Genomic DNA, 25980 nt, shown 5'->3' with positions numbered 1-25980 from the left:
TCCGGCTTTTTTGCGGGGTTCTGCCGGGTGGCGCTTAGAGCTGCGCTCCGTTGCTGGCAATCACCTGCTTATACCAGTCGAACGATTTTTTCTTACTGCGGTTCAGCGTGCCGTTGCCTTCATTATCTTTATCGACAAAGATAAAGCCGTAGCGTTTTTTCATTTCGCCCGTGCCGGCAGACACCAGGTCGATACAGCCCCACGGGGTGTAGCCCATCAGATCCACGCCATCTTCCACCACCGCTTTTTTCATCTCGCGGATGTGGGCGGCCAGATAATCAATACGGTACTGGTCGTTCACCGTGCCGTCTCTCTCCTGCACGTCGATCGCGCCAAAGCCGTTCTCAACGATAAACAGCGGCAGCTGATAGTGATCCCAGAACCAGTTCAGGGAGTAGCGCAGCCCGACCGGGTCAATCTGCCAGCCCCAGTCGGATTTCTGCACGTACGGGTTAGAGACCAGGCTCTTGCTTTCGTCGTAATCCAGCTGCGGGTTATCCGCCGTCGCCTTGGTGGCGAAGGACATATAGTAGCTGAACCCGATGTAATCGACGCAGCCCTGCGTCAGCGCCGCTTTATCCTCTTCGGTTATATCCAGCGCGAAGCCGCGACGTTCGAAGTAGTTGAGCAGGTGCTGCGGGTACTTGCCGCGCACGTGCACGTCGGTGAACCAGTAGCGGCGGTGCATGGCGTTCATCGCCATCATCATATCGTCCGGCGCGCAGGTCAGCGGGTAGATAGGACACATGGCAATCATGCAGCCAATCTGCAGCGATGGGTTAATCTCGCGCCCCGCCTTCACCGCCAGGGCGCTGGCCACGAGCTCGTAGTGCGCCGCCTGGAACATCACCGGTTCACGGTCTTCACCCGGCGCGTACTTCAGCCCGGAGTTCGTAAACGGCGCAAAGTCTTCGTGGAAGTTAGCCTGGTTGTTGATCTCGTTGAAGGTCATCCAGTACTTCACCTTATGCTGGTAGCGCTGGAACACCACTTTTGCAAAACGAACGAAGAAGTCGATCAGCTTACGGTTGCGCCAGCCGCCGTATTCGGTGACCAGATGGAAAGGCATCTCGAAGTGAGACAGGGTGATAACCGGTTCGATGCCGTACTTCAGGCATTCGTCGAACAGATCGTCATAGAATTTCAGGCCAGCCTCGTTAGGCTCAAGCTCGTCGCCTTTCGGGAAGATCCGCGTCCAGGCAATAGAGGTGCGGAAGCATTTGAACCCCATCTCGGTAAAGAGTTTGATGTCTTCTTTATAGCGGTGGTAGAAATCAATGGCTTCATGGTTAGGGTAATTTTTCCCCTCCAGCACGCCGTTGGTGATTTCACGCGGCACGCCGTGCGCCCCCGCGGTCATGACGTCGGCGACGCTCACGCCCTTGCCGCCCTCTTTCCAGCCGCCTTCCAGCTGGTGCGCCGCAACGGCCCCGCCCCACAGAAAATCTGCTTTAAATCCTGACATTTGCTTTCCCTCATTCTGCGTTATTTTCTGCAAAAACAATTACAGAAACCGGTTTCATTTCGATGATGTGCAAAGGGCATAGCGGTTGCAAGCAGTTCTCAGAAACCGGTTTCATTTTCGTGAACAGAGTCAAGTTTGGCTGCATTCACAAGGTACACAGAAAAAAAGATCCCCACGTCCAGAATAGGCTCGCAAACGTTTGCCTGGACTGTTAGAATTGCGCCGATTTTTCTTACTAGCTATGCAATCGCGTGGGGATTTAAGCCGTGACCAACAAAACTTCTCTCAGCTACAAAGATGCCGGTGTTGATATTGACGCAGGTAATGCGCTGGTTGACCGAATCAAAGGTGTGGTGAAAAAAACCCGCCGCCCGGAAGTGATGGGTGGTCTGGGTGGATTCGGCGCACTGTGCGCGCTGCCGCAAAAATATCGTGAACCTGTTCTGGTCTCGGGAACTGACGGTGTAGGCACCAAACTGCGCCTGGCGATGGATTTAAAACGTCACGACACGATCGGTATCGATCTGGTCGCGATGTGCGTGAATGACCTGGTAGTACAGGGCGCAGAGCCGCTGTTCTTCCTCGATTACTACGCAACCGGCAAACTGGACGTGGATACCGCTGCCAGCGTGATTAACGGTATCGCCGAAGGCTGTCTGCAGTCCGGCTGTGCGCTGGTCGGTGGTGAAACCGCAGAAATGCCGGGCATGTATCACGGCGAAGATTATGACGTCGCGGGCTTCTGCGTCGGCGTAGTAGAAAAATCAGAAATTATCGACGGCAGCAAAGTGGCCGATGGCGATGTGCTGATCGCGCTGGCTTCCAGCGGCCCGCACTCCAACGGCTACTCCCTGGTGCGTAAAATCCTCGAAGTGAGCGGTTGTGATCCGCTGACTACCGAGCTTGACGGTAAACCGCTGGCTGACCATCTGCTGGCGCCGACCCGCATCTACGTGAAAAACGTGCTTGAGCTTATCGAGAACGTCGAGGTTCACGCTATCGCTCACCTGACCGGCGGCGGCTTCTGGGAAAACATCCCGCGCGTCCTGCCGGACAACACCCAGGCGGTGATCGACGAATCCTCATGGCAGTGGCCAGCCGTGTTTAACTGGCTGCAGACCGCGGGTAACGTGAGCTCTCACGAAATGTACCGCACCTTTAACTGCGGCGTGGGCATGGTTATCGCCCTGCCGGCAAGCGAAGCGGATAAAGCGGTTAAGCTGCTGACTGAAAAAGGTGAAAACGCGTGGAAAATCGGTACGATTAAAGCTTCCGATTCCGAACAGCGTGTGGTCATTGAATGAAAAACATCGTGGTGCTCATTTCCGGCAACGGAAGCAATTTGCAGGCCATCATAGACGCCTGCAAGCAGAAGAAAATCAATGGCACCATTCGGGCAGTTTTCAGCAACAAGGCCGACGCGTTCGGCCTTGAGCGCGCGCGGGAAGCGAACATTCCCGCGCACGCGCTGGAAGCCAGCCAGTTCGCCGGGCGTGAAGCCTTTGACCGCGAGCTGGTTCAGGAGATTGATGCCTACGCGCCGGACGTGGTCGTGCTGGCGGGCTACATGCGTATTCTGAGCCCGGCCTTCGTCGAACACTTCGCCGGACGTCTGCTGAATATCCACCCTTCCCTGCTGCCAAAATATCCCGGCCTGCATACCCATCGTCAGGTTCTGGAAAACGGCGATGAGGAGCACGGCACCTCCGTGCATTTCGTTACCGACGAGCTGGACGGCGGCCCGGTGATCCTGCAGGCCAAAGTTCCGGTCTTTGACGGCGACAGCGAAGAAGACGTGACCGAACGCGTGCAGACCCAGGAACACGCCATTTACCCGCTGGTGGTCAGCTGGTTTGTCGACGGGCGTCTCGAGATGCGCGACGGCGCAGCCTGGCTGGACGGCGTGAAGTTACCCCCGCAGGGTTATGCGGCCGAAGAGTAGTTTGCTATGTCGGGTGGCGCTGCTGCGCTTACCCGACCTGTTCATTGCATTACCCGATATTCCCTTCTCCAACCTTCTAAAATCCCCAACAAAAAAAATAACTGTCATACTTTTCTGGCACTGTTGGACATATCGTGGAAATGCTCGCCATAATAAGGACGAGACGGATTTACCACGTCCTGTGATTGAACTGGAGTGTGAGCTGTAATGGGTCAGGAAAAGTTATATATCGAGAAAGAGCTAAGCTGGTTAGCATTCAACGAACGTGTACTCCAGGAAGCGGCAGACAAAAGTAACCCGCTGATCGAGCGCATGCGTTTTTTGGGCATTTATTCCAACAACCTGGATGAGTTCTACAAGGTTCGCTTTGCCGAGCTGAAAAGACGCATCATCATCAGCGAAGAACAGGGCTTAAACTCGCACTCGCGGCATCTGCTGGGCAAAATCCAGTCCCGCGTGCTGAAAGCCGATCAGGAATTTGACGGCCTGTATAACGAACTGCTGCTGGAGATGGCGCGCAATCAAATCTTCCTCATTAACGAACGCCAGCTTTCCGTTAACCAACAAAACTGGCTGCGCCACTACTTCAAACACTATCTGCGCCAGCACATTACCCCGATTCTGATCAACCGCGAAACCGATCTGGTCCAGTTCCTGAAGGATGACTACACCTACCTGGCGGTGGAAATTATTCGCGGTGAGTCTATCCGTTACGCGCTGCTGGAGATCCCGTCCGACAAGGTGCCGCGCTTTGTGAACCTGCCGCCGGAAACCCCGCGCAGACGCAAGCCGATGATCCTGCTCGATAACATCCTGCGCTACTGTCTGGACGACATCTTCAAAGGCTTCTTCGATTACGATGCGTTAAACGCCTACTCGATGAAAATGACCCGTGACGCCGAATATGACCTGGTGCACGAGATGGAAGCCAGCCTGATGGAGCTGATGTCCTCCAGCCTGAAACAGCGCCTGACGGCCGAACCGGTTCGCTTTGTCTATCAGCGCGATATGCCGGACGCCATGGTGGAGATGCTGCGCGAGAAACTGACCATTTCGCGCTATGACTCCATCGTGCCGGGTGGTCGCTACCACAACTTTAAAGACTTTATTGGCTTCCCGAACGTCGGCAAAGCCAATCTGGTGAACAAGCCGCTGCCGCGCCTGCGCCATCTGTGGTTCGATAAATTCCGCAATGGATTTGACGCCATTCGCGAACGTGACGTGCTGCTCTACTATCCGTATCATACGTTTGAGCACGTGCTGGAACTGCTTCGTCAGGCCTCGTTTGACCCGAGCGTGCTGGCGATTAAAATCAATATTTACCGCGTGGCAAAAGATTCCCGCATCATCGATGCAATGATCCACGCGGCGCACAACGCCAAAAAGGTCACCGTGGTGGTTGAGCTGCAGGCGCGCTTCGACGAAGAGGCCAACATTCACTGGGCGCGCCGTCTGACGGAAGCCGGTGTGCACGTCATCTTCTCCGCGCCGGGGCTGAAAATTCACGCCAAGCTGTTCCTGATCTCCCGTAAAGAGGGCGACGATGTGGTGCGTTATGCCCACATCGGTACCGGGAACTTTAACGAGAAAACGGCGCGAATTTATACCGACTACTCGCTCTTGACCGCCGACGCCCGCATCACTAACGAAGTGCGCCGGGTCTTTAACTTTATCGAAAACCCGTACCGTCCGGTGAGCTTCGACTATCTGCTGGTCTCGCCGCAGAACTCGCGCCGCCTGCTGTACGATATGATCGATAAAGAGATCGCCAATGCCCAGAAAGGGCTGTCGTCCGGCATCACGCTGAAGCTTAACAACCTTGTCGACAAAGGGCTGGTGGACAGGCTATATGCAGCGTCCAGCTCCGGCGTGCCGGTTAACCTGCTGATCCGCGGCATGTGCTCGCTGATCCCGGAACTGGAAGGCATCAGCGACAATATTCGTGTGATCAGCATCGTTGACCGTTACCTGGAACACGATCGGATCTATATTTTTGATAATGCGGGTGATAAACAGGTCTATCTCTCTTCGGCAGACTGGATGACGCGCAATATTGACTACCGTATTGAAGTCGCGGCACCGCTGCTGGATCCGCGTCTGAAGCAGCAGATCCTCGACATCATCGAGATTGTGTTCAGCGATACCGTGAAAGCACGCTATATCGACAAAGAACTCAGTAACCGCTACGTACCGCGCGGCAACCGCCGCAAAGTGCGGTCGCAACTGGCGATTTACGACTATATCAAATCACTCGAGCAACCCGATTAACCTATGCCGATAAATGATAAGACCCCACGCCCGCAGGAATTCGCCGCGGTCGACCTTGGCTCTAACAGTTTCCACATGGTCATCGCCCGTGAGGTGGATGGCGCGCTGCAGATCATCGGTCGTCTGAAGCAGCGCGTACACCTGGCGGATGGTCTTGATGAACGCAGCATGCTCAGCGAAGAGGCGATGGAGCGCGGGTTAAACTGCCTGTCGCTGTTTGCTGAACGCCTGCAGGGCTTCTCTCCCTCAAGCGTGTGCATCGTGGGCACCCACACCCTGCGCCAGGCCCTGAATGCCCCGGAGTTCCTCAAGCGGGCCGAAAAGGTGATCCCCTACCCGATTGAGATCATCTCCGGCAACGAAGAAGCGCGTCTGATTTTCATGGGCGTTGAGCACACCCAGCCGGAAAAAGGGCGCAAGCTGGTTATCGATATCGGCGGTGGCTCAACGGAGCTGGTGATCGGCGAAGACTTTGAGCCGCGCCTGGTGGAAAGCCGCCGTATGGGCTGCGTCAGCTTCGCGCAGATGTATTTCCCGGGCGGCACCATCACCCGCGAGAACTTCCAGCGCGCGCGTATGGCGGCCGTCCAGAAGCTGGAAAACCTGGCCTGGCAGTACCGTATTCAGGGCTGGAACGTGGCGCTGGGCGCGTCGGGCACCATCAAGGCGGCGCATGAAGTGCTGCTGGCGATGGGTGAAAAAGACGGGTTTATCACGCCCGAACGCCTGACGTTGCTGACCGAAGAGGTGCTGAAGCATAAAAGTTTTGACGCCTTAAGCCTGCCGGGTCTTTCCGACGAGCGTAAAGCGGTATTCGTGCCGGGGCTGGCTATTCTCTGCGGCGTGTTTGATGCCCTCGCCATAAAAGAGCTGCGTCTGTCGGACGGCGCGCTGCGTGAAGGCGTGCTGTATGAGATGGAAGGCCGCTTCCGCCATCAGGATATTCGCAGCCGCACCGCGCAAAGTCTCGCCAACCAGTACAACATCGACCGTGAACAGGCGAAGCGCGTGCTGGACACCACGGTGCAGATGTACGAACAGTGGCAGGAGCAGAATCCGAAGCTCGCGCACCCGCAGCTTGCCGCGCTGTTGAAATGGGCCGCGATGCTGCACGAGGTGGGGCTGAACATCAACCACAGCGGGATGCACCGCCATTCGGCCTACATTCTGCAAAACAGCGATCTGCCTGGCTTCAACCAGGAGCAGCAAACCATGATGGCGACCCTGGTGCGTTATCACCGCAAGGCCATCAAGCTCGACGACCTGCCGCGCTTTACGCTGTTCAAGAAAAAACAGTTCCTGCCGCTTATTCAGTTGCTGCGTCTGGGCGTGCTGCTCAATAACCAGCGTCAGGCGACAACGACGCCGCCAACGTTAAAACTGAAAACAGACGACCATCACTGGACGCTGAGCTTCCCGCACGACTGGTTCAGCCAGAACGCGCTGGTCCTGCTGGATCTGGAAAAAGAGCAGCAGTACTGGGAAGCCGTCACCGGCTGGCTGCTTAAAATTGAAGAAGAGAGCGCCGACGTCGCCGCGTAACGGATCAGGCGTCCGCGGTGGACGCCTCTGCTTCCAGCAGTGACTCAAGCGGTGCCGGCCTGCCAACCAGATAACCCTGCACATAATCGATGCCTAGCGCCTGAACCGCGCTACGTATCTCTTCGCTTTCGACATACTCCGCCACCACCAGCATTTTCTTCATGCGCGCAAGATGGCAGATAGACGCAACAATCTGATAATCCAGGCTGTTGTTGACGATATTTCGGATAAAGCTGCCGTCAATCTTGAGAATATCCGCGTCCACGCTTTTCAGCCGCGCATAGCTCGCATAGCCGGTGCCAAAATCATCAATCGCAATACGTACCCCCATTTTCTGCAGCTGCCGGAGGATGTAGAGCCCCTGCTCCGCATTGCAAAAAGTGCTGCACTCCGTCACTTCAAAGATCAGCTGCCACGGCTCAATGGCGTATTTCGCCAGCAGGCGACTCACCTCAAGCGGAAACTGCACCCGACACACGGTCGACGGGGCAAGATTAATGGCAAAGCGCTGGCCGGGCAGTCTTTCGCGATGCGCGGCGAGAAAGCGCAGGGTGTGCTCCAGCACCCACAAATCTACCCGCGAGGAGAGGCCAAACTCCTGCGCGACGGGCAGGAACTGGTCGGGGGAAATCAATAGCCCGTTGATATCCGGCATCCGGAGCAGGACCTCGTGATAGCAATCGCCACGCATGCCGCGAACGGGTTGAACCAGCAGGGTGAATTCGTCGTTATCCAGCGCCTTTTGCAGGCGGCTCATCATTGCGACTTTATTCTTAAGGTTGCGCTGCAAATGGACGGCCCCACGCTGCTGAAGATTTTCCGGATGGTTGGAGGAGAGCGACAGATCGGCGACCACGCCCAGCTCGCCCAGCACCAGATAAAGATGGTTAACCGGGGACCGGACATAGCAATAGCTCACGCCCACCTGCGGCTGCAGCGGCATGCCGTCCCAGACAAAGCGGAACTGCTTGATATGCTCGTCCAGGGCTTCAATACGCTGCTGGTGCGATTCCGCGTTAAGCCGTACCGCCAGGTCATACCCGGTCAGGTGATAGACCAGCTCATTGGGCTGGAGAATGCCATTCACCCACTGCGCCAGCTGCTGCTTGTACTGAATCCGCAGCAACACACCGTAATTTCGGCCGAGAATTTCCAGCTCCGGAATGCGCAGCAGGCAGAGCGCCGACCACGGGTTTTTCGCCAGATCGCGCGACAGCGCCCGCAGGTTAGGCATATGGACGACCGGGTCGAGCAGCGCCAGCCTGCGGGAGCGTTTGTTCGCCGCGCGCTGCCGGGTCGCCAGCATCGACATATAAATCACCACGAACGAGAAGACCAGGTAACTGGAAGAGGTGATCGCCAGCTGAATGTCATACCCCGGGTTCACCGGGATATAGCGGTAAAAATAGTGAATAGATACCAGCAGTACCGGCGTCCAGATAAGCGAAATCAGCTTATAGCCAAAACGCATCGCGCCCCAGAGCATCACCGGCATCAGCAGGGAAAGGGTGTAGTTGGTGGTGAAAATGGAGCTGTTCTCATTCATCGGAAGTAGCAGCAGCGAAAGCAGTCCGCCAAGCGCGATAACCCACATCAGAAACTCAATGACCGTCACCTTTTTGTCTATCCCGGAACGGATCTGCGAGAGAAGGCTTTTGAGATAGCGCGGATGGCGAAGCAGGCGGATCAGCAGATAGCTCAGCGGCACGCCCGTCAGCCCGCTGACCAGCAGCGTCTGATAGTTGATGAGCGTGCGAATATTGAGGGGGTTTAATCCCGCAAGGCTCTGACGGCTCTCATACACGCCCAGATAGACCGCAAACTGAAACAGCACCAGAAACAGCGTCGCAGGGCAGAATACCTGCCAGAAGATGCGCTGCGCCATCAGCCGCACGTCGCCGTACGCGGTCATATTCCGTCTGGGCGCAAATACCCGGTAGCCCCCCCAACTGAGGACTAAAGGGACGACAAAATGGAGGATCCCCGCGAAGGTTTCAAACATCCCGACCGACGGGTAATAGCGGATAAACAGCGACAATACGATCCCGGGCAGCGCTTCCAGGCCAAAAAACATCATCAGCGAAAGCAAAAATGAGAGGGGTAAATAATAGAGTGCCGCAATGCCGTCGCCCAGCTGTGTGAAGGTATTCGCAATGCTCAGCACGGGAAGTAAAACCACAGGCAAAATAAGCGGTAATGCCCACCAGCGGTTTTCATTTTTTTTCAGGAAAGCCAGAATGTTCATAGATGCCCGGTTAAACCCCTTCCGCTCCAGAGGGAAAATAAAGACAGGCATCCAACCTGACGTAAGCGCCGCCCGGCGGCGTGCGGGGCGAACTGTGTGGAGGAAGGATTTTAAATATAAGGGCCGGGAAGCCGTTGACTTAAATCAAACTATTTTACGCAAATATCTTTTTGCGGCGTTTTTTTGTAATCATTTTCTTCATATTATCAATGTGGTAAATGCCTTAACTAATTTCAATAACACTAATTAATGTAAACATTGACGGTTATTTACACACAGCAGAATTGACCCCGTCTTCCCGCTGTGCCTTAATATCCTTGTCGCCCAAAAGGGCTTATCCAGGAAAAACAGAGTGAGTCAGGTCACGCGTATGCGAAAACGACATCAATTTAATACCCGAATGACCCGCATCATACTGCTCATCAGCTTCCTGTTTTTCTTTGGCCGCTTCGTTTACTCTTCAATTGGCGCCTGGTACCACCATCAGGACAAAACCCAGTCGCAGCAATCCAGCCTGACCGTCGACACCGCCGATCGCTAAACAGCCGAAGGATGTTGCACGAGCCGAATAATGGCCGCGATCCCTTTGCTGAGGATTTTATCCTGCCGCATGACCACCGCCAGCTGCCGCTGCAGCATGGGCGTAAGCGACATCACGCGTAGCCCTTCGCGATCGACATCCTGTTCGACCGCCATTCGCGGCACAATACTGTAGCCCAGCCCCGCGCGAACCATGCGTTTGATCGCCTCGATGCTGCCAAGCTGCATCACCGGTGCGATCGCTAATCCATTAGCCGCAAACCAGCCATCGATCAGCGTCCGGGTACCGCTGCCTGATTCAAAGGCAATCAGCGGCTGAGCGTGCAGCGCCTCCGGGGTAAAGTCCCTGAAAGCCTCCAGCTGCTCCTGCGACGCGATAAAAACAAACTCTTCGTCCATTACCGGCATGACGTCCAGCGATCTGCCACTTACCGGCAGCGTCACCAGTCCCATATCGAGCCGGTTCTCTTCGATGGCCCTGACGATATCGAGCGTGTTGCCCGTCGTCACCCCCACCCTCAGGAGCGGATAGTCGCGCCGCAACTTCTCCAGCAGCGGCGGCAGAAGATGGATGCAGGCCGTTGCCCCCGTGCCAAGCGTAATGATGCCGCTCACGTCGTGGCTGAATGCGCTCACGGACCGAATAGCGTCATCCACCGCCAGTTGAATACGCTCTCCGTGCGCCAGCAACGCCTGCCCGGCAGCCGTCGCCTTAATCCCCCGCCCGGTACGCTCCACCAGCCGCGTTTGCAGAAACTGCTCCAGCTGGCGTATTTGCAGGCTGACGGCGGGCTGGGAGATACCCAGCGCATCCGCTGCCGCTGAAAAGCTGCCGCGCTGGATCACCAGACGGAACGTGGCGAGATAGCCCAGATTAAGCGTTGTCATTCAAAGTTTCTCTTATACCGCGCATAAGGTTGCTGCCCTGCCAGCACAATAGCGCGCGAGTTATGCTCAGGACAACTGCATAACGGAATGAAAACTAATGGAAACACCCGCCCTGCCACGCCGCCTCGCCCTCACGGCGGGATGTCATCAGCTCATCAACTGGGGGATCTCGTTTTATATGCCCGGCACCTTTGCGCTGGCGATTTCAGCCGACCGGGGATGGTCATCACCGCAGATTTACCTCGGTCTGACGCTGGCGATGCTGGTGATGGCGGCGATTTCTCCATTTGTCGCCCGCCTGCTGGCACGCTTTGGCGGTCAGAAGGTGGTAATGAGCGGCACGTTGCTGATCGCCGCAAGCTGCGCGGGGATGGCGTACAGCCAGACGCTTTTTGGCTGGTACTGCGCCTGGCTTATCGGCGGCACAGGGATGCGCCTGTCGCTGTACGATGCGCTGTTCGCCGCGCTGGTAAACCTCTACGGGCAGCAGGCGCGAAGAACGATCTCACGCGTCACGCTGGCGGGCGGGCTGGCCTCCGCGGTTTTCTGGCCGCTGGGCGATGCTCTGCTTCAGGTCATGAGCTGGCAGGAGGCGCTGCGCGTCTACGCTCTCTTCGGCCTGCTGAGCGCGATGCTGATTCGAACGCTTCCCCGACAGCGGCTGACGGTGACGACAAGGGTCGCCGCGCCGCCGCGGGACAACGAGCGGCGTAACGGCTGGCTTTATGCCGCCTTCATTGCCCTCATCACCTTTGTCTCTAACGGCACGTCCACCCATCTGCCGGAGTTTATTGCCCACTTCGGCCTGCCGGTCGCCATCGGGATGCTGTGGGGGATCGGCCAGACGGGCGCTCGTTCTGTGGAGGTGCTGGCGGGCGCTCGCTTAACGCCGTTCAGGCTGACCCTTTTCACCGCCCTCGCCATGCCGCTCTGCTTTCTTCTGGGGATGAGCAGCGCCCTGTTTGCATGGTGTGCGGCCGGGTTTGTGCTGGGCTATGGCGCCATCAACGGGCTGGTCACCATCGTAAAAGCCACCCTGCCGCTGGAGCTGTTTAGTACCGAAAGCTATGCCCGCCGCACGGGCATGCTGCTTATCCCCGGCCAGCTGATGGCGGCAGCCTCACCGTTCGCCTATGCGTGGCTGAATAAAACGCTGGGGATAGCGGGTGCAATGTGGATATCAACGGGCCTGACGCTGGTGATTGCCGGGCTGGCGATAGCGATTGTGCGCCGTCCACGCAGGCAAACTGTATCGCACTGTATCCAGAGCGCCACGCTGACAAACGGGTACAAAACCCCGCCTCCGGCAAATATCTCCGATACATAAAAATGGTTTTCTTTCCCTGTCGCCATTCAGAACCGATGAGGAGAGAACCCATGATTCATCGCTATGCACTTATCCCCCTGCTTGTCCTGGCCTCTGTAGCCCATGCCCAGGCCACACCGCTGGACAACCTGAGCGCCATGGACGTTAACGGCCCCGCAGCCGTTGCGCCGCTGGAACACCCGCAGCCGCCTGCCAGGCTGATCGTCGATCCCCCGCTTGCCGGGCCGCTTAGCAAAGGCGCGGTGTTTATCCAGTACCGTGCCGAAAACCTGCGTATCGAGCCGGTATTCGGACCTGAAGCGCTCAAGGTCACCCCGCGCATCGGGCACATTCACGTGGTGGTGGATGACGCGCCATGGCACTGGGCTGACGCCAGCGGAGAACCGGTGATCCTGGTAGGGCTGCCCGCCGGTAAACACAAGGTGACGATAATTCTGGCCGACCCGACGCATAAGCCGCTCGACCACAAAACCGTTGAATTCACCGTCCCGCCCCATGCGGCGGTCCACCATTTTTAAGGAGTCTGAAGATGAAAGCACTGTCTGTAGTCACGGCAGGCCTGCTGGCGCTTTCCGCCAGCGCCTTTGCGCAGAGTAATACCAGCGTCGTGCTGGTGCACGGCGCGTTTGCCGACGGCAGCAGCTGGAATAAGGTAATTACCCTTTTGCAGAAGCAGCACGCAGAAGTCATTGCCGTCCAGCTTCCGCTCACGTCGCTTAAGGATGACGTTGCGGCCACGCGGCGGGCCATCGCCCGCGCCGAGGGTGACGTGGTGCTGGTAGGCCACTCCTGGGGCGGCACCGTGATTAGCGAGGCGGGCAACGATGCGCGGGTAAAATCGCTGGTGTACGTGGCGGCGTTCGCGCCGAACTCCGGCCAGTCGACGGCGGATCTGGCAGGAAGCTTCCCTGCCCCGCCGGGCAGCGCGGGCATTGCTAAATCGGCGGACGGCTATTTATACCTGCCAGCGGACGCCGTCAGGAAGGATTTCGCGCCTGACGCGAAACCGGTAGAACAACAGACCATTGCGGCCACGCAGGGGCCAATTAAGGCCGAGGCGTTTGGTGAAAAGGTTGCCCACGCGGCGTGGCATGACAAACCTAGCTGGTATGTGGTCAGCAAGAATGACCGAATGATCAACCCCGATCTTGAACGCGCGATGGCGAAGACGATCCATGCGAAAACCGCCGAGGTGGCGGCAAGCCACGTGTCTATGGTCAACCAGCCGGAGGCTATCGCCCGGACGATTGTGCAGGCGGTTGAAGCAAAGTAGTATTTTTGCGGACTTTATGCCGGGTAAGCACGGCGCCACCCGGCAAAAAAGACCGCTTCAGCGCTCCCTGTTCGCGGGATAATCCCGATTAATCCACGCGTGGTCCTCTTCCCAGGTGAACATCCATTTGCGCACCGGACCGGCCATCACGTTGAGGTAATAGCTGTCATACCCGGCCATCGTCGCCACCGGATGGTAGCCCTTCGGCACCATGACCACATCGCGGTTATAGACCGCCATGCACTCATCCAGCGTTCTGTCGTCGGTGTAAACGCGCTGCATGCAGAATCCCTGCTCCGGGTTGAGGCGATGGTAGTAGGTCTCCTCCAGATAGGTCTCCTGAGGCGGGTTATCCGTGTCGTGCTTGTGGCTCGGGTATGAGCTGGTGCAGCCTTCATTGGTCCACACCTCCACCACCAGCAGGCTGTCGGCGGGCCTGTCTTCCGGCAAAATGTTATGTACGTAGCGCTGGTTATGACCTTTGCCGCGCGCTTCACCGTCGATATCCTGCGGGGCAATCAGCCGCGTCGGATAGGTGCCCTTGCCCGGCGCGGCGCAGACCGCCAGCTCCAGCGTCGTCAGCGCCTTCACCTGCACCGACTCCTGCGGGGTGACGTAAACCGCCCACGGCTTGATGCGCTCGAAGGGACTCATCCGCTCGCCGATGTCGTTAAACTGTGCGGAAGGCGTGCGGATGGAGGCCCGCCCGGCGACCAGCACCAGGCAGCGCTCTTCACTGACGGCGGGCAGCGTCAGCGTCTGCCCCTCCTGCAGCTCATACGCCTCAAAGCCGACGTAGCCCCACCCTGCGCTTTCCGGTGTAACACACTGGGTGCGCCCCTCCGCGTTCGGCTGTTGCCAGCGTGATAACAGACGTGACATGTTTCCTCCTCAAATCAGTCCGGCGTCGCGCGCCAGGCGGCTCAGGTTGTTATACCCCAGACGGGCGTAGGTCAGCGGATGGGCAATCGCCGGATCCTGCTCGGCCTCGACCACCAGCCAGCCGTGATAATCCTGCGCCTTCAGCAGCCGCATAATCGGCGGGTAATCGACGCAGCCGTCGCCCGGCACGGTAAACACGCCGCTCAGCACCGCATCGAGGAAGCTGGTTTTGCGGTTTTTGACGTCCGCCAGCACGTCGGCGCGCACGTCTTTGCAGTGAACGTGATTGATGCGCGACGCCCAGCGCTGCGCCACCGCCAGCGGATCGGCCCCGGCAAAGGTCAGATGGCCGGTATCCAGCAGCAGTCCGACCGCCTCCCCGGTGTGGGTCATCAGATTGTCCACGTCCTCGGCAGACTCAATCGCCGTGCCCATATGGTGATGGTAGGCAATCTGCACGCCCTGCTGCTGCGTATAGCGGGCAAATTCGGTGAGCTTCTCGCCGTACTCCTTCCAGCGTTCCTGCGGGAAGCGCGGGCGCAGATGCACCGGGGTCTGCTGCTCGCCGTGAATGCAGCCGCTCACTTCCGCAAACACCAGCACCTTCGCCCCCAGCTCGCGCAGCAGCGTCAGGTGGGACTGCACGGCGGCGATCTCCTCCTCCACGCTGCGCTCCAGCAGGCGGCCGGAGTACCAGCCGGAGACGAGCTGCAGGTCGTGACGCTGCAGGATTGGGCCAAGCAGGCGCGCTTCGCGCGGGAATTTATTGCCCAGCTCGAAGCCGGCAAAACCGGCCTCTTTACCTTCGCTCAGACAGGTCTCCAGCGACGTCTCCGCGCCGAGGGAAGGCAGATCGTCGTTCGTCCACGTCAGCGGGTTAATGCCTAATTGCACACTCATTGTCGTCTCCATTATGCGTGTCCGCGCTCGCGCCACCAGGCGATAAGCTGCAGGTAGTTGTCCCGGATGCGCGCCACCAGCTGCGCATCGTCAATATCGTGCTTCAGCCACGCGCGGGAGGCATCGCCAAACAGCGTGCGCCCCACGGCGAAGCCTTTTACTACCGTCTGCCCCGCTGCGGCTTTGAAGTCCGCGCGCAGCTGTTCCGCCGGGGCGTCCAGGCCGAGGATCACCACCCCTCGGCAGTGCGGGTCCCGGCGTTCGATAATCTCGCTCAGCGCCGTCCAGCCGTCGGCGGAGAGCGGCGGCAGCTTCCACCAGTCCGGGTAAATGCCCAGGTTGTAGAAGCGGGATATAGCGCGCAGGTAGAGCTCGTCGCTGCGCGGCATGGTCGCGGGCAGGATCACCTCAAGCAGCAGCTCGTGCCCGGACCGGCAGCAGGCGTGGTACACCTCGGCTATTTTCTGCTCCTGCTCCAGGCGCAGGCCGTGGGCATCTTCCGGGTGGAAGAAGACCAGGCACTTCACCACGTGCTCCTGCGGCCAGCTGATAAGCTGGGTACCGATGTTGCCGTGCTCCATCTCCAGCGGCCTAGAGCCCGGCAGCTCAATGGGACGACCAATCCACCACCCTTCCCCGGTGATGGCGTTCAGCGCGTCCTGACCAAAGGTGCCGTCGCACAGCAGGCCGGCTTTGCCCTCCAGCCCGGCGCGGCTCGCCGCCTCGCGGCTGGCCTGCAGGATCAGCTGCTTCAGCACGGGAATGCGCTTAAGCGACGCGCCGCACTGCAATGCCATGTCCTCAAGCTGGCTGCGGTGGTCGAAGGCCATCACGCACAGCTCCGGCCATTCGCGGCGGCGGGTGGTCACCCGGTGGAGGTGGTTAAGACGCGGGTCAAGGTCCGGGCGCGGCACGTTCGCGGCGCGGGAGAGATAGTCATCCAGCTCGATTTTGCTCGGCATCGCCGGGGCGCAGCCGTGGCGCGAAACCACCAGCGCGCCGCAGGCGTTGGCGTAGCGGCACGCCTGCTCCCAGCCTTCGTCGTTCAGGTAGCCGCGCAGCAGGCCGGACATAAACGCGTCCCCCGCCCCGAGGACGTTCAGCACCTCCACGCGCACGCCGGTCACCGTCAGGCCGTCGTCCAGCCGGGGCGGAATGGCGTCGGTGTAGACCGAGCAGCCGAGCGCGCCGCGTTTGCAGACCAGCGCTGCTTCACTGACGGCGCGCACCTGCCCCAGCGCCTGCAGGGTATCCGTGCTGCCGCCCGCAATGTGAAACTCCTCCTCGGTGCCGACAATCACGTCGAAGAGGTGCAGCACCTCCTGCAGCTCGCGGGTGACCTTATCGGCGGCGATAAAACGCGTTTCGCCGTCGCCTAAGGCGGTCAACCCCCACAGCACCGGACGATAGTCGATGTCCAGCACCGTGCGCACGCCGTGACGGCGGGCATAGCCCAGCGCCGTCAGCACCGCCTCGCGGGTTTGCGGATGAGAAAGATGAGTCCCGGTGATGGCAAGACAACGTGCGGAGGCAATGTAGCGTTCGTCCACATCGCTGGCGGTAATCGCCATATCCGCGCAGTTATCGCGATAAAAAATCAGAGGAAAGGTGTCCCGGTCTTTAATGCCGAGGAGCACCAGCGCCGTAAGGCGTTGTTTATCGGTAATCAGATGGCTGGTATCGCAGCCCACCTGGTTGAGCTCTTCCCGCAGGAAGCGGCCCATATGTTCATCGCCGACGCGCGCCAGCATCGACGAACGTAAACCCTGGCGCGCGGTGCCGTACGCCACGTTGCCGGACGACCCGCCGAGGTATTTGGCGAAGCTCGACACATCCTCCAGACGGGCACCAATCTGCTGACTGTAGAGGTCTACCGCCACGCGGCCCATGCATATCACATCAAACTGCTTTTCCACGTTGATACCTCATCAGACAATGTCGTTCACGTTCAGCCAGCGGCCTTCCCGGTGCGAGAGCGCGATCGCGTCCAGCACGCGCGACACCTTCCAGCCCTCTTCGAAGTCCGGCCACATCGGCGCGTCGGCGGCAATCCCGTCCACCAGGTCGCGCACCTCCACCGTTTTTTGATCGTTAAAGCCTATCCCGTGGCCTGCGCCCATGCAGAACGCGGCGTAGTCCGGGTGCGCCGGGCCGACGAGCAGCGTGCGGAACCCCTGACGGTTCACCGGATCGTCATGCAGATAGAGCTTCAGCTCGGCCATGCGCTCCTGGGTGAAGCTGATGGTGCCTTTCGTCCCGGTGATGACGTACGACAGCCCCATCTTGCGGCCGCAGGCAACGCGGGAGGTTTCAATCACGCCCTGCGCCCCGCCCGCGAAGCGCACCATCGCGTGGGCCTGATCCTCATTTTCGACGCAGATCATCTCTGCCGATCCGGCCTTCGCCGGGCGTTCCTGAACCACAATCTTCAGATCGCCGCAGACCTGCTCGATCTCCCCGACCAGGTACTGGGCCATATTGACGATATGCGCCGCGAGGTCGCCCAGCGCCCCCAGCCCGGCGGTCTCTTTGAAGCAGTGCCAGTGAATGGGCGAGAGCGGGTCGGCCATATAATCTTCGTTGTGGGTGCCGTAGAAGTGGATCACCTCGCCAATCTCGCCGCGCGCAATAATCTCCTTCGCCAGCTGCGCCGTCGGGTTTTTCATGTAGTTGAACCCCACCAGCGTTTTCACCCCGGCCCGCTTCGCGGCGTCGACCATCTCGCGCGCGTCGTGGGCGTTCAGCGCCAGCGGCTTCTCCGAGTAGACGTGCTTGCCGTGGCGGATCGCCTCCAGCGCCATCTCCTTATGCAGATGGTTGGGTGAACAAATATCCACCACGTCAATGGCCGGGTCGGCCACCAGCGCCCGCCAGTCTCCGGTGGAGCGGTTGAAGCCAAACGCCCGCGCGCGCGCTGCCGCCAGCTCCGGCGTGACTTCCGCCACCATCTCGCGCACCAGCCTGCCGCGCAGGTTGAACACCGTCGGGGCCTGGGCATAGGCGATAGCGTGCGCCTTGCCGATATAACCGGTGCCAATTAATCCAATACGAACCTCTTTCATCGTGATCCTCACAGTGCGCCGCGACGGCTTTTGGCATAGGTATCAAACGCCACCGCCAGAACGATAATTAATCCGGTGATAATCTGCTGGTAGTAGGCCGAGACGTTCATCAGCACCAGGCCGTTAATCAGAATGCCCATGATGATGGAGCCGATAATGGTGCCGCCGATGCGCCCGTAGCCACCCATCAGGGAGGTACCGCCGATCACCACCGAGGCGATGACGCGCAGCTCAAAGGAGATCCCGGCCACCGCCTCGGCGCTCCCCAGACGCGCGCTCAGAATGAAGCCCGCCAGCCCCGCCAGACAGCCGATCAGCACGTAGACGCTGACCAGCACGCGCTTCACGTTCACCCCCGCCAGGCGCGCCGCCTCCGGGTTACCGCCGATGGCGTAGACGAAGCGGCCCCAGCGGGTTTTATGCAGCGCCAGATAGCCGCCGAGGGCGACGATGGCGAAGATCCAGATCGGAATGGAGATGCCGAGCAGCTCCCCGCGCCCCCACCAGCGGTAGCCAGGGTCGAAACCGGCAATCGGCGCGCCGTCGTTGATCACCAGCGTCAGGCCGCGCCAGATGGTCATCCCGCCGAGGGTCACGATGAACGGCGGCAGGCGCAGGCGGGTCACGCCCAGACCGTGCAGGAAGCCAATCGCCGTGCCCATTGCCAGACAAATCCCCAGACCAATCAGCCAGCTCATGCCGCCCCAGGCGTTCGGATCGACGGTGGTGAAGTTGTCGCCCTTAATGACGTACGCCGCGGTCATGGCGCACACCGCCAGAATGGAGCCCACGGAGAGGTCAATCCCGGCGGTCAGAATAACGAAGGTCATCCCCACGGCCATGATCCCGTAGATGGAGACTTCGGTCAGGATGTTGAAAATATTGCGTTCAGAGAAAAAGTTGCTGTTCTGCGACTGGAAGAAGATCAGCAGCAGGATCATGAAAATCAGAACCCCGAAGCGCTCGAAGAAGGCGATGGGATCGATGCGTCCGGCGCGTTTGACCGGGGTCTGCGTTTTAGAAATCATCTGCGTCATGAGAAACTCCGTTATGCCGCGTTCAGGGCGTTGTGGTTGATGGCCATCATCGTCATCAGCCGTTCTTCGTTAGCGTCGTCGCCGTGGATCTCGCCGGTCACCCGGCCTTCGCTGAGGGTGATGATTCGGTCGGACACCGCCATCACTTCAGGCAGATCGGAGGAGATCACGATCACCGCCACGCCCTTTTTCGCCATGTCAAACAGCACCTGGTGCACTTCCGATTTGGTCCCCACGTCGATGCCGCGCGTCGGCTCATCGACGATCAGCACCCGCGGGTTGAGCGCCATGCAGCGCGCGAGGATCACCTTTTGCTGGTTGCCGCCGGAGAGCTTGCGCACCTCCTGCGCGCTGTCGACCATTTTGATCTGCAGCGCCTTGCGGTAGGACTCAATCAGGTCGTCCTCCTTGCGGGTGTTTACGAACCAGCGCCACTGCAGCAGCGAGGAGAGGCAGGAGAGAGACAGGTTGTCGCGAATCGACAGCCCCAGCACCGCCCCCTCTTTTTTGCGGTCTTCCGGTACCAGCGCCACGCCCTGATCGAGGGCATAGAGCGGGTCGCGCGGCTGGTACGGCACGCCGTCCAGCTCAAAGCTCCCGGCGGTAAAGGCGTCTGCGCCAAACAGGCAGCGCGCCACCTCGGTACGTCCCGCGCCCACCAGCCCGGCAATGCCTAAGACTTCCCCGGCGTGGACGTGGAAGCTAATGTCTTGCAGGGCGATGCCGTGTGGATCCAGCGGCGGCTTTTCGCGGCTCAGCCCCTTCACCGCCAGGCGGACGGGTTTGTCCTCATGATGGGTTTCGCTGGCGGGGCGACGGTTAAAGGCCACGTCGCGCCCGACCATCAGGCGGATCAGCTGCTCGACGTTGGTCTCCGCCACCGCGCCGGTGCCGGTAAAGCGGCCGTCCTGGAAAACGGTGAAGCGATCGCAGAGCTGGAAAACTTCGTGCAGGCGGTGGGTAACGTAAATAATGCTCACGCCGCGGTTTTTAAGCTCCCGCACCACGCGGTGCAGGCTTTCCACCTCGCTGTCGCTCAGCGCGGCGGAGGGTTCGTCCATGATGATCAGGCGGGCGTTGAGGGTCAGCGCCCGGGCGATCTCCACCATCTGCTGCTGGGCGACGCTCAGGCGGGCGACCGGCGTGGTCGGCGCAACGTTCAGTTGCAGGTAATCGAGAATGACCTGCGCCTCCTGGTTGACCGCCCTTTCGTCGACGATCAGGTTCCGTTTACGCGGCTCGCGCCCGAGAAACATATTTTCCGCGACGGTCATGTTGGGCAGCAGGTTGAACTCCTGATAGATGGTGATAATGCCCTTGTTCTGGCGTTCCACCGGGGAGTCGTCCACCGGCAGCGTTTCGCCGTTGAACCAGATATCCCCGCGCGTTTGCGGCTGCGCGCCCGCGAGCGCCTTCAGCAGCGTGGATTTTCCCGCCCCGTTTTCCCCCAGCAGGGCGTGAATTTCGCCGCTGCCGACGGTTAGCTGAGCGCTGCTCAGCGCCCAGACGCCGGAAAAGCTTTTTGCCAGGTCGGTCACTTTCAGTAAGGGTTGCGACATCGGTCTGCTCCTCCTCATGTTGAGCCGCCGGAGGCGGCTCGGGACATATCAGTTACCGGCCTCACCGATACGCTCAGCCTGCTGCAGGTTCTCTTTGGTGATCAGCGTCGGCGGATAGTCGGCCCCGGTAATGGCTTTCTTCTCGCGCACGTTGGCCACCAGCTGGCTCATCGCCGTCTGCACCGCAAAGCCCGGACGCTGATCCGCCGTTACCGCCAGCCAGCCGTCGCGCACGCGGGCCAGCGCTTCCGGCACCGCATCAAACCCGGTCACGAGGATTTCGCCCGGCTTCACGCCCTGGCTCTGCAGGGCTTCAATCGCCCCCAGCGCCATGTCGTCGTTGGCGGAGAGGATCACCTGCGGGCGTTTCGGCAGCGAAGGCAGAACGCTTTCAACGATGCGCATCCCTTCAGAACGCATCCAGTTGCCGGTCTGGTCGGCGACGATCTTGTACTTATCCCCGCCCGCCTTCAGGCTGTCGCGGATCCCTTTGGTGCGTTCAATATTGGAAGAGGAGCCCGGCTGGCCGGTGAGGAGAATGATCTCCGCGCCGTTGGGGAATTTGGTTTTGACGAAATCGCCAATCGCCTGGCCGCCCTTGTAGTTGTTGGCGCCAAAGTGCGGCACTTTCTTCTGGCTGTCGACGGATCGGTCAAGGGTAACCACCGGCAGCTTCGCGTCCTGAATTTCATCCACCGCGCTGGAGACCGCGTTGACGTCGTTCGGGGAGACGATAAAGCCCTGCGCCCCGCGGGTGATGGCGTTTTCCAGGTCAGCCACCTGCTTCGGCGAGCTGCCCTGCCCGTCCAGCACCTGAAGCTTCACGCCCATCTCTTTTGCGGCTTTCACCGCCGTGCGCTGCATGTGAACTTCAAACGGCATGGCCAGGTTTGGCGTACTGAAGACAATTTGCTCGTTTTCGGCGAGGGCGGCCCCGGACGTCATGGCGATGAGGGCGGCTACGATCAGTTTTTTCATTATTATGTCTCTCTGTGTAGGGTTGTTGTGTTTAGAGGACGATCTCGCGCTGGCTGCGCAGTGACTCCAGCGCTTTATCCGCGAGGTACAGCGCACGTTCACCATCATCGCCGCTGCAGTCAGGCACCGCTTCCCCGCGCAGGACCGCGACAAAGTGTTCCCATTCCGCGGCGTAAGCGGATTTGTAGCGCTGCAGGAAGAAATGTTCCGGCAGCGCGCTGGTGCAGCCCTGTTTGCCGTAGTGCTGCACCTGGTTTTCCAGAATGTTGCCCGCGCACAGCAGCCCTTCGGAGCCGTGCAGCTCCAGGCGCTGGTCGTAGCCGTAAGATGAACGGCGGCTGTTGACGATGGTCGCCATCGTGCCGGAGGCATATTTCAGAACGATAAACGCGGTATCGATATCCCCCGCCTCGCCAATCGCCGGATCCACCAGGTTGCTGCCCTGGGCATACACCGACACCGGCTCTTCGCCCATGATGAAGCGCGCCATGTCAAAGTCGTGAATGGTCATATCGCGGAACATGCCGCCGGACACGCGCACGTACTCCGCAGGCGGGGGAGACGGGTCGCGGGAGATGATGAGCAGCGATTCCGGTTTGCCGATGCGCCCGGCCTGCGCGTCGGTTTTCACGCGGCGAAACTGCGGGTCAAAGCGGCGGTTAAAGCCGATGAACAGCGGCACGTCGTACTCTTTGACCACCTTCAGGCAGTCGCGCACGCGGGCGAGGTCGAGATGTACCGGCTTTTCACAGAAGATGGCCTTGCCGTGGCGGGCGGCCATTTCAATCAGGTCCGCGTGGGTATCGGTGGCGGAGGCGATCAGCACGGCGTGAACGTTAGGGTCGGTCATCGCTTCTTCCAGGCTCTGCTGGCGGGCCTGATACTGCGTGGCGAGGCGGGTGGCAAATTCCTGATTCGGGTCAACCACGGACCAGAGCGTGGTCGCGCCGTGGCTGGCGATGTTAGCTGCATGTACCTGGCCAATTCGGCCAGCGCCCAGTAAAGCAATGTTAAACATAACGGCTCCCGGTGTTGGTGAATGCTGTGAACTAACGACCCTATAAATAAAACATTTATTTCATTTTTATAAATAGTGAAAATTATGTTTTTGAGTGCGGGTTAACACTTTTGAGATGAATGAGATAAATTTTGTTATCAATCTCACAACATGGCGGTAGGGATGCCCCCGCCATTACAAAGGGGCGAGGGAGAAAAAACCACACCGATCCGTCCCCTCTCCCGGTGGGAGAGGGTTAGGGGGAGGGGAAAAAGAAAAATGAAATGAAAATTTCGTTAAAACGGAAAAACTCAATACTGGCGGGCTTTTTTCACCTGCGCCTGGGTTTGCTCAGCGGCCTCACGCACGGCAGACGACGCCGCCACCTGCGCATCACCGGTTCGCCACCACGAGGCGTAATCGTGGGTCATGGTCTTCGGCAGCACCTTGATGTCCAGCAGCGTCGGGCCGGGATGCGCCCGCGACGCCTCAAGCGCCGCCAGCAGGCTTTGCTCATCGTTCACCCGCCACGCGCGGCAGCCGTAGCTCTCCGCGTTTTGCGCGAAGTCGACCTTCACCAGCGGACCGTCAAGCCGTCCGGTTTTCGGGTTGCGGTGGCGGTTTTCCGTGCCAAAGCTGCCCATACCGTGCCCCATCTGCAGGTTGTTAATGCAGCCGAAGCTGGCGTTATCAAACAGCAGAACGGTGACCTTAATGCCCTCCTGAACGGCGGTTTGCAGCTCGGAGTGCAGCATCATGTAGGAGCCATCCCCCACCATGGCGTACACCGGCAGTTCGGGTCTGGCGAGCTTCGCGCCGAGGGCCGCCGCAATCTCGTAGCCCATGCAGGAGTAGCCGTACTCCAGGTGATAGCTGTCCGGCGTCTTGACCTGCCAGAGACGCTGTAAATCGCCCGGCAGCGAACCGGCCGCGCCCACCACGATGGCGTTATCTTCAACATGCTGGTTGATCAGCCCCAGCACCCGCGTCTGGGTCAGGTGGGTGTTGAGCGCCTCGCCGTATTCCGCCAGCTGCGCATCCAGGTGCCCCGCCACTTCGGGCGCGTCGTCCGGACGCCACTGGCGATCCCACAGGCGGCGGCACTCGTCGCGCCACGCGGATTTCGCATCGGCGATCGCCTCTCCCCAGCCGCTGCGGTAATCCCCGAGCGCGTGGGTCAATGCCTGGAGCCCGGTTTGGGCATCGGCAATCAGCGCGGTGGCGTCCAGCTTCAGGGCGTCAAACTCGGCCACGTTCAGCAGCAGGAATTCGACGTCCGGATGGGAAAAGAGCGCCTTGGAGCCGGTGGTAAAGTCGGTCAGGCGCGTGCCGATGCCAATCACTAAATCGGCCTGCGGTGCGAGCTGGTTGGCGGCCATTCCGCCCGTCACGCCCAGGCCACCCAGGTTAAGTGGGTGGTCACTTACCAGCGCCCCCTTTCCGGCCTGGGTTTCGGCAAACGGCAGCCGCAGCGTCTCGACAAATTCGCGAAACGCCTCATGCGCGCCGGAATAGCGCACGCCGCCGCCGCACACCACCAGCGGATGACGCTTGCGGGCGATCAGCGCCCGCGCCTGCGCCAGACGCTGCGGATCGGGCGGACGGCGTTCGATGTGGTGCACGCGACGCGCGAAGAAGCTCAGCGGGTAGTCCCAGGCCTCTCCCTGCACGTCCTGCGGCAGGCAGATGGTCACCGCTCCGGTATCTGCGGGGTCAGTAAGCGTTCGCATCGCGCTTAACATCGCGCTCATCAGCTGCTCGGGGCGGTTGATGCGGTCCCAGTAGCGGGAGACCGGACGGAAGCAGTCGTTGGTGCTGATGCTGAGGTCGTGATACTGCTCGATCTGCTGCAGCACCGGGTCCGGCTGGCGGCTGGCGTAGATATCACCCGGCAGCAGCAGCAGCGGAATGCGGTTCGCCGTAGCGGTGGCCGCGGCCGTGACCATATTGGCGGCGCCCGGCCCGACCGAGGAGGTAACGGCAAAAATACGCTGGCGGCGGTGCTGTTTGGCGAATCCCGTCGCCATATGGGCAATCCCCTGCTCGTTGCAGCCCTGCATGATCTGCAAATGGCCCGGGTCCTGCTCCAGCGCCTGGCCGATACCCAGCACGTTGCCGTGCCCAAAGATGGTGGCGACGCCCTCCACGAAGGGCGTTTCGTTGCCATCCACGCTGACGTACTGTTGATTAAGGAACCGGACCAGCGCCTGGGCCATGGTCATACGTTCGGTTTGCATAAAACCTCCTGTCAGCCCAGCGTTGGCATAGAGAACGCAGCGCCTGTCTCCTGCTGCATTTCCGGCCAGCGCGCGGTGATGGTTTTCATTCGGGTGTAGAAGCGCACGCCGTCGTTGCCGTGCACGTTGAGCGCACCAAAGATGGAACGCTTCCAGCCGCCGAAGCTGTGGAACGCCATCGGCACCGGGATCGGCACGTTGACCCCCACCATGCCCGCCTGCACCTCTTCGCAGAATCGGCGCGCGCAGCCGCCGTCGCGGGTGAAGATCGCCGAGCCATTACCATATTCATGGCGGTTAATCAGATCCACCGCGCTGGCGTAATCTGCTACGCGCACCACAGAAAGCACGGGGCCAAAAATCTCTTCTTTATAGATGGTCATTTCAGGAGTGACGTTATCGAACAGCGTCGGGCCGACGAAGTAGCCCTGCTCGTGGCCCTTCACGCTGAAGCCGCGACCGTCCACGCGAAGTTTCGCTCCCTGCGCTTCCCCGCTGTCGATGTAGCCCAGCACCTTGCTGCGGTGCGCGGAGGAGATGAGCGGCCCCATTTCGTTTTCCGGCGACTGGTCCAGGCCCGGCCCGACGCGCAGCGCGGCAATCTGTTTTTCCAGCCGGGCGCAGAGGTCATCGGCGGGTTTTTTCCCCCCCCCCCCCACCCCCCAGGGCGCCCAGCAGGGGTCCCCCCCCCCCCCCGCGGGCCACCAACCCCCGGTTCCGCATTCTTAACCGCCGCTACTCGCATGCGCACGTTGACCGTCTGCATCAGCAGAACGTGCAGAGCATCGAAACCAGTACGTTGCACCTGGCGCTGCTGGGGGATATGAAGCGTCTGAAC

At 59.9% G+C, this 25980-nt stretch carries 19 protein-coding genes and 3 pseudogenes; 9 read left to right on the top strand and 13 right to left on the bottom strand.

All coding sequences use genetic code 11. From position 1 onward, the window contains the following. Positions 1 to 34: 34 nt before the first annotated feature. Complete coding sequence (locus NUX24_RS20215) at positions 35 to 1465, bottom strand: 6-phospho-beta-glucosidase (RefSeq protein WP_257833747.1); 1431 nt, start codon at positions 1463 to 1465, stop codon at positions 35 to 37. A gap of 266 nt (positions 1466 to 1731) precedes the next feature. On the opposite strand from NUX24_RS20215, the gene purM reads away from it, so the two are divergent. The 4 genes from purM (at position 1732) to ppx (ending at position 7217) form a co-directional block, all read left to right on the top strand. Continuing rightward, positions 1732 to 2769 carry a phosphoribosylformylglycinamidine cyclo-ligase gene (gene purM, locus NUX24_RS20210; protein ID WP_257833745.1) on the top strand — a complete coding sequence of 346 codons (1038 nt, stop codon included), beginning with the start codon at positions 1732 to 1734 and terminating at the stop codon, positions 2767 to 2769. Then, positions 2766 to 3407 carry a phosphoribosylglycinamide formyltransferase gene (gene purN / locus NUX24_RS20205; protein ID WP_032643559.1) on the top strand — a complete coding sequence of 214 codons (642 nt, stop codon included), beginning with the start codon at positions 2766 to 2768 and terminating at the stop codon, positions 3405 to 3407. Before purM ends, purN begins: the two co-directional genes overlap by 4 nt. A 207-nt stretch (positions 3408 to 3614) precedes the next feature. Further along, entirely contained in the window at positions 3615 to 5675 is a 2061-nt protein-coding gene (ppk1, locus tag NUX24_RS20200) for a polyphosphate kinase 1 (RefSeq protein ID WP_257833741.1), read from the top strand. Between the two features lie 3 nt (positions 5676 to 5678). Continuing rightward, positions 5679 to 7217 (top strand): exopolyphosphatase, encoded by a 1539-nt coding sequence (gene ppx, locus NUX24_RS20195; protein ID WP_023308773.1) that lies wholly within the window; start codon positions 5679 to 5681, stop codon positions 7215 to 7217. 4 nt (positions 7218 to 7221) lie between these two features. On the opposite strand, the gene NUX24_RS20190 is transcribed toward ppx, so the two are convergent. Next, positions 7222 to 9462 carry a sensor domain-containing phosphodiesterase gene (locus tag NUX24_RS20190; protein WP_257833739.1) on the bottom strand — a complete coding sequence of 747 codons (2241 nt, stop codon included), beginning with the start codon at positions 9460 to 9462 and terminating at the stop codon, positions 7222 to 7224. A gap of 370 nt (positions 9463 to 9832) precedes the next feature. Between NUX24_RS20190 and NUX24_RS20185 the strand changes: the two genes are divergently transcribed. Continuing rightward, positions 9833 to 10003 carry a YfgG family protein gene (locus NUX24_RS20185; RefSeq protein WP_023333002.1) on the top strand — a complete coding sequence of 57 codons (171 nt, stop codon included), beginning with the start codon at positions 9833 to 9835 and terminating at the stop codon, positions 10001 to 10003. Here NUX24_RS20185 and NUX24_RS20180 read toward each other — a convergent pair. Next, positions 10000 to 10915 (bottom strand): annotated as a pseudogene (locus tag NUX24_RS20180) (LysR family transcriptional regulator). The gene NUX24_RS20185 and the pseudogene NUX24_RS20180 overlap by 4 nt on opposite strands. Positions 10916 to 10987: 72 nt before the next feature. Here NUX24_RS20180 and NUX24_RS20175 point away from each other — a divergent pair. From NUX24_RS20175 to NUX24_RS20165, 3 genes are read left to right on the top strand one after another with little or no spacing between them, the layout of a single operon-like run. Then, positions 10988 to 12217: an MFS transporter gene (locus NUX24_RS20175; protein ID WP_047652657.1), complete on the top strand. Its 1230-nt coding sequence runs from the start codon at positions 10988 to 10990 to the stop codon at positions 12215 to 12217. Between the two features lie 50 nt (positions 12218 to 12267). Next, the gene (locus NUX24_RS20170; RefSeq protein WP_214576828.1) at positions 12268 to 12735 is read left to right on the top strand and encodes a DUF6130 family protein; all 468 of its coding nucleotides are present in this window, start codon (positions 12268 to 12270) and stop codon (positions 12733 to 12735) included. Between the two features lie 11 nt (positions 12736 to 12746). After that, positions 12747 to 13490 (top strand): alpha/beta fold hydrolase, encoded by a 744-nt coding sequence (locus NUX24_RS20165; protein WP_257833734.1) that lies wholly within the window; start codon positions 12747 to 12749, stop codon positions 13488 to 13490. Between the two features lie 57 nt (positions 13491 to 13547). On the opposite strand, the gene iolB is transcribed toward NUX24_RS20165, so the two are convergent. From iolB to NUX24_RS20115, 10 genes and pseudogenes are all read right to left on the bottom strand, one after another. Then, positions 13548 to 14372 (bottom strand): 5-deoxy-glucuronate isomerase, encoded by an 825-nt coding sequence (gene iolB, locus NUX24_RS20160; protein ID WP_257833732.1) that lies wholly within the window; start codon positions 14370 to 14372, stop codon positions 13548 to 13550. Positions 14373 to 14381: 9 nt separating this feature from the next. Next, positions 14382 to 15272 carry a myo-inosose-2 dehydratase gene (iolE, locus tag NUX24_RS20155; protein ID WP_257833730.1) on the bottom strand — a complete coding sequence of 297 codons (891 nt, stop codon included), beginning with the start codon at positions 15270 to 15272 and terminating at the stop codon, positions 14382 to 14384. An 11-nt stretch (positions 15273 to 15283) separates the two neighbouring features. Next, positions 15284 to 17188 (bottom strand): 5-dehydro-2-deoxygluconokinase, encoded by a 1905-nt coding sequence (iolC, locus tag NUX24_RS20150; RefSeq protein ID WP_257833728.1) that lies wholly within the window; start codon positions 17186 to 17188, stop codon positions 15284 to 15286. A 12-nt stretch (positions 17189 to 17200) separates the two neighbouring features. Further along, the gene (locus NUX24_RS20145; protein WP_257833727.1) at positions 17201 to 18334 is read right to left on the bottom strand and encodes a Gfo/Idh/MocA family protein; all 1134 of its coding nucleotides are present in this window, start codon (positions 18332 to 18334) and stop codon (positions 17201 to 17203) included. A gap of 8 nt (positions 18335 to 18342) precedes the next feature. Then, a complete protein-coding gene (locus NUX24_RS20140) occupies positions 18343 to 19371 on the bottom strand; it encodes an ABC transporter permease (RefSeq protein ID WP_257833725.1) in 1029 nt (342 codons plus the stop codon). A gap of 11 nt (positions 19372 to 19382) precedes the next feature. Further along, positions 19383 to 20930: a sugar ABC transporter ATP-binding protein gene (locus NUX24_RS20135; protein WP_257833723.1), complete on the bottom strand. Its 1548-nt coding sequence runs from the start codon at positions 20928 to 20930 to the stop codon at positions 19383 to 19385. 48 nt (positions 20931 to 20978) lie between these two features. Then, complete coding sequence (locus NUX24_RS20130) at positions 20979 to 21908, bottom strand: sugar ABC transporter substrate-binding protein (protein WP_021241824.1); 930 nt, start codon at positions 21906 to 21908, stop codon at positions 20979 to 20981. A 31-nt stretch (positions 21909 to 21939) separates the two neighbouring features. Then, complete coding sequence (gene iolG, locus NUX24_RS20125) at positions 21940 to 22926, bottom strand: inositol 2-dehydrogenase (RefSeq protein ID WP_257833721.1); 987 nt, start codon at positions 22924 to 22926, stop codon at positions 21940 to 21942. Positions 22927 to 23216: 290 nt separating this feature from the next. Beyond that, on the bottom strand, positions 23217 to 25142 hold the full coding sequence (gene iolD / locus NUX24_RS20120; protein WP_257833719.1) for a 3D-(3,5/4)-trihydroxycyclohexane-1,2-dione acylhydrolase (decyclizing): 1926 nt from the start codon (positions 25140 to 25142) through the stop codon (positions 23217 to 23219). A gap of 11 nt (positions 25143 to 25153) precedes the next feature. After that, positions 25154 to 25789 (bottom strand): annotated as a pseudogene (locus NUX24_RS20115) (aldehyde dehydrogenase family protein); the annotation flags it as partial. A gap of 50 nt (positions 25790 to 25839) precedes the next feature. Here NUX24_RS20115 and NUX24_RS20110 point away from each other — a divergent pair. Further along, a pseudogene (locus NUX24_RS20110) lies at positions 25840 to 25980 on the top strand (hypothetical protein); the annotation flags it as partial.

Origin of the sequence: Enterobacter sp. HG048 (assembly GCF_024702055.1) — a bacterium.
Taxonomy (GTDB): domain Bacteria; phylum Pseudomonadota; class Gammaproteobacteria; order Enterobacterales; family Enterobacteriaceae; genus Enterobacter; species Enterobacter dykesii.
This window is presented reverse-complemented; position numbering and strand designations above follow the sequence as displayed.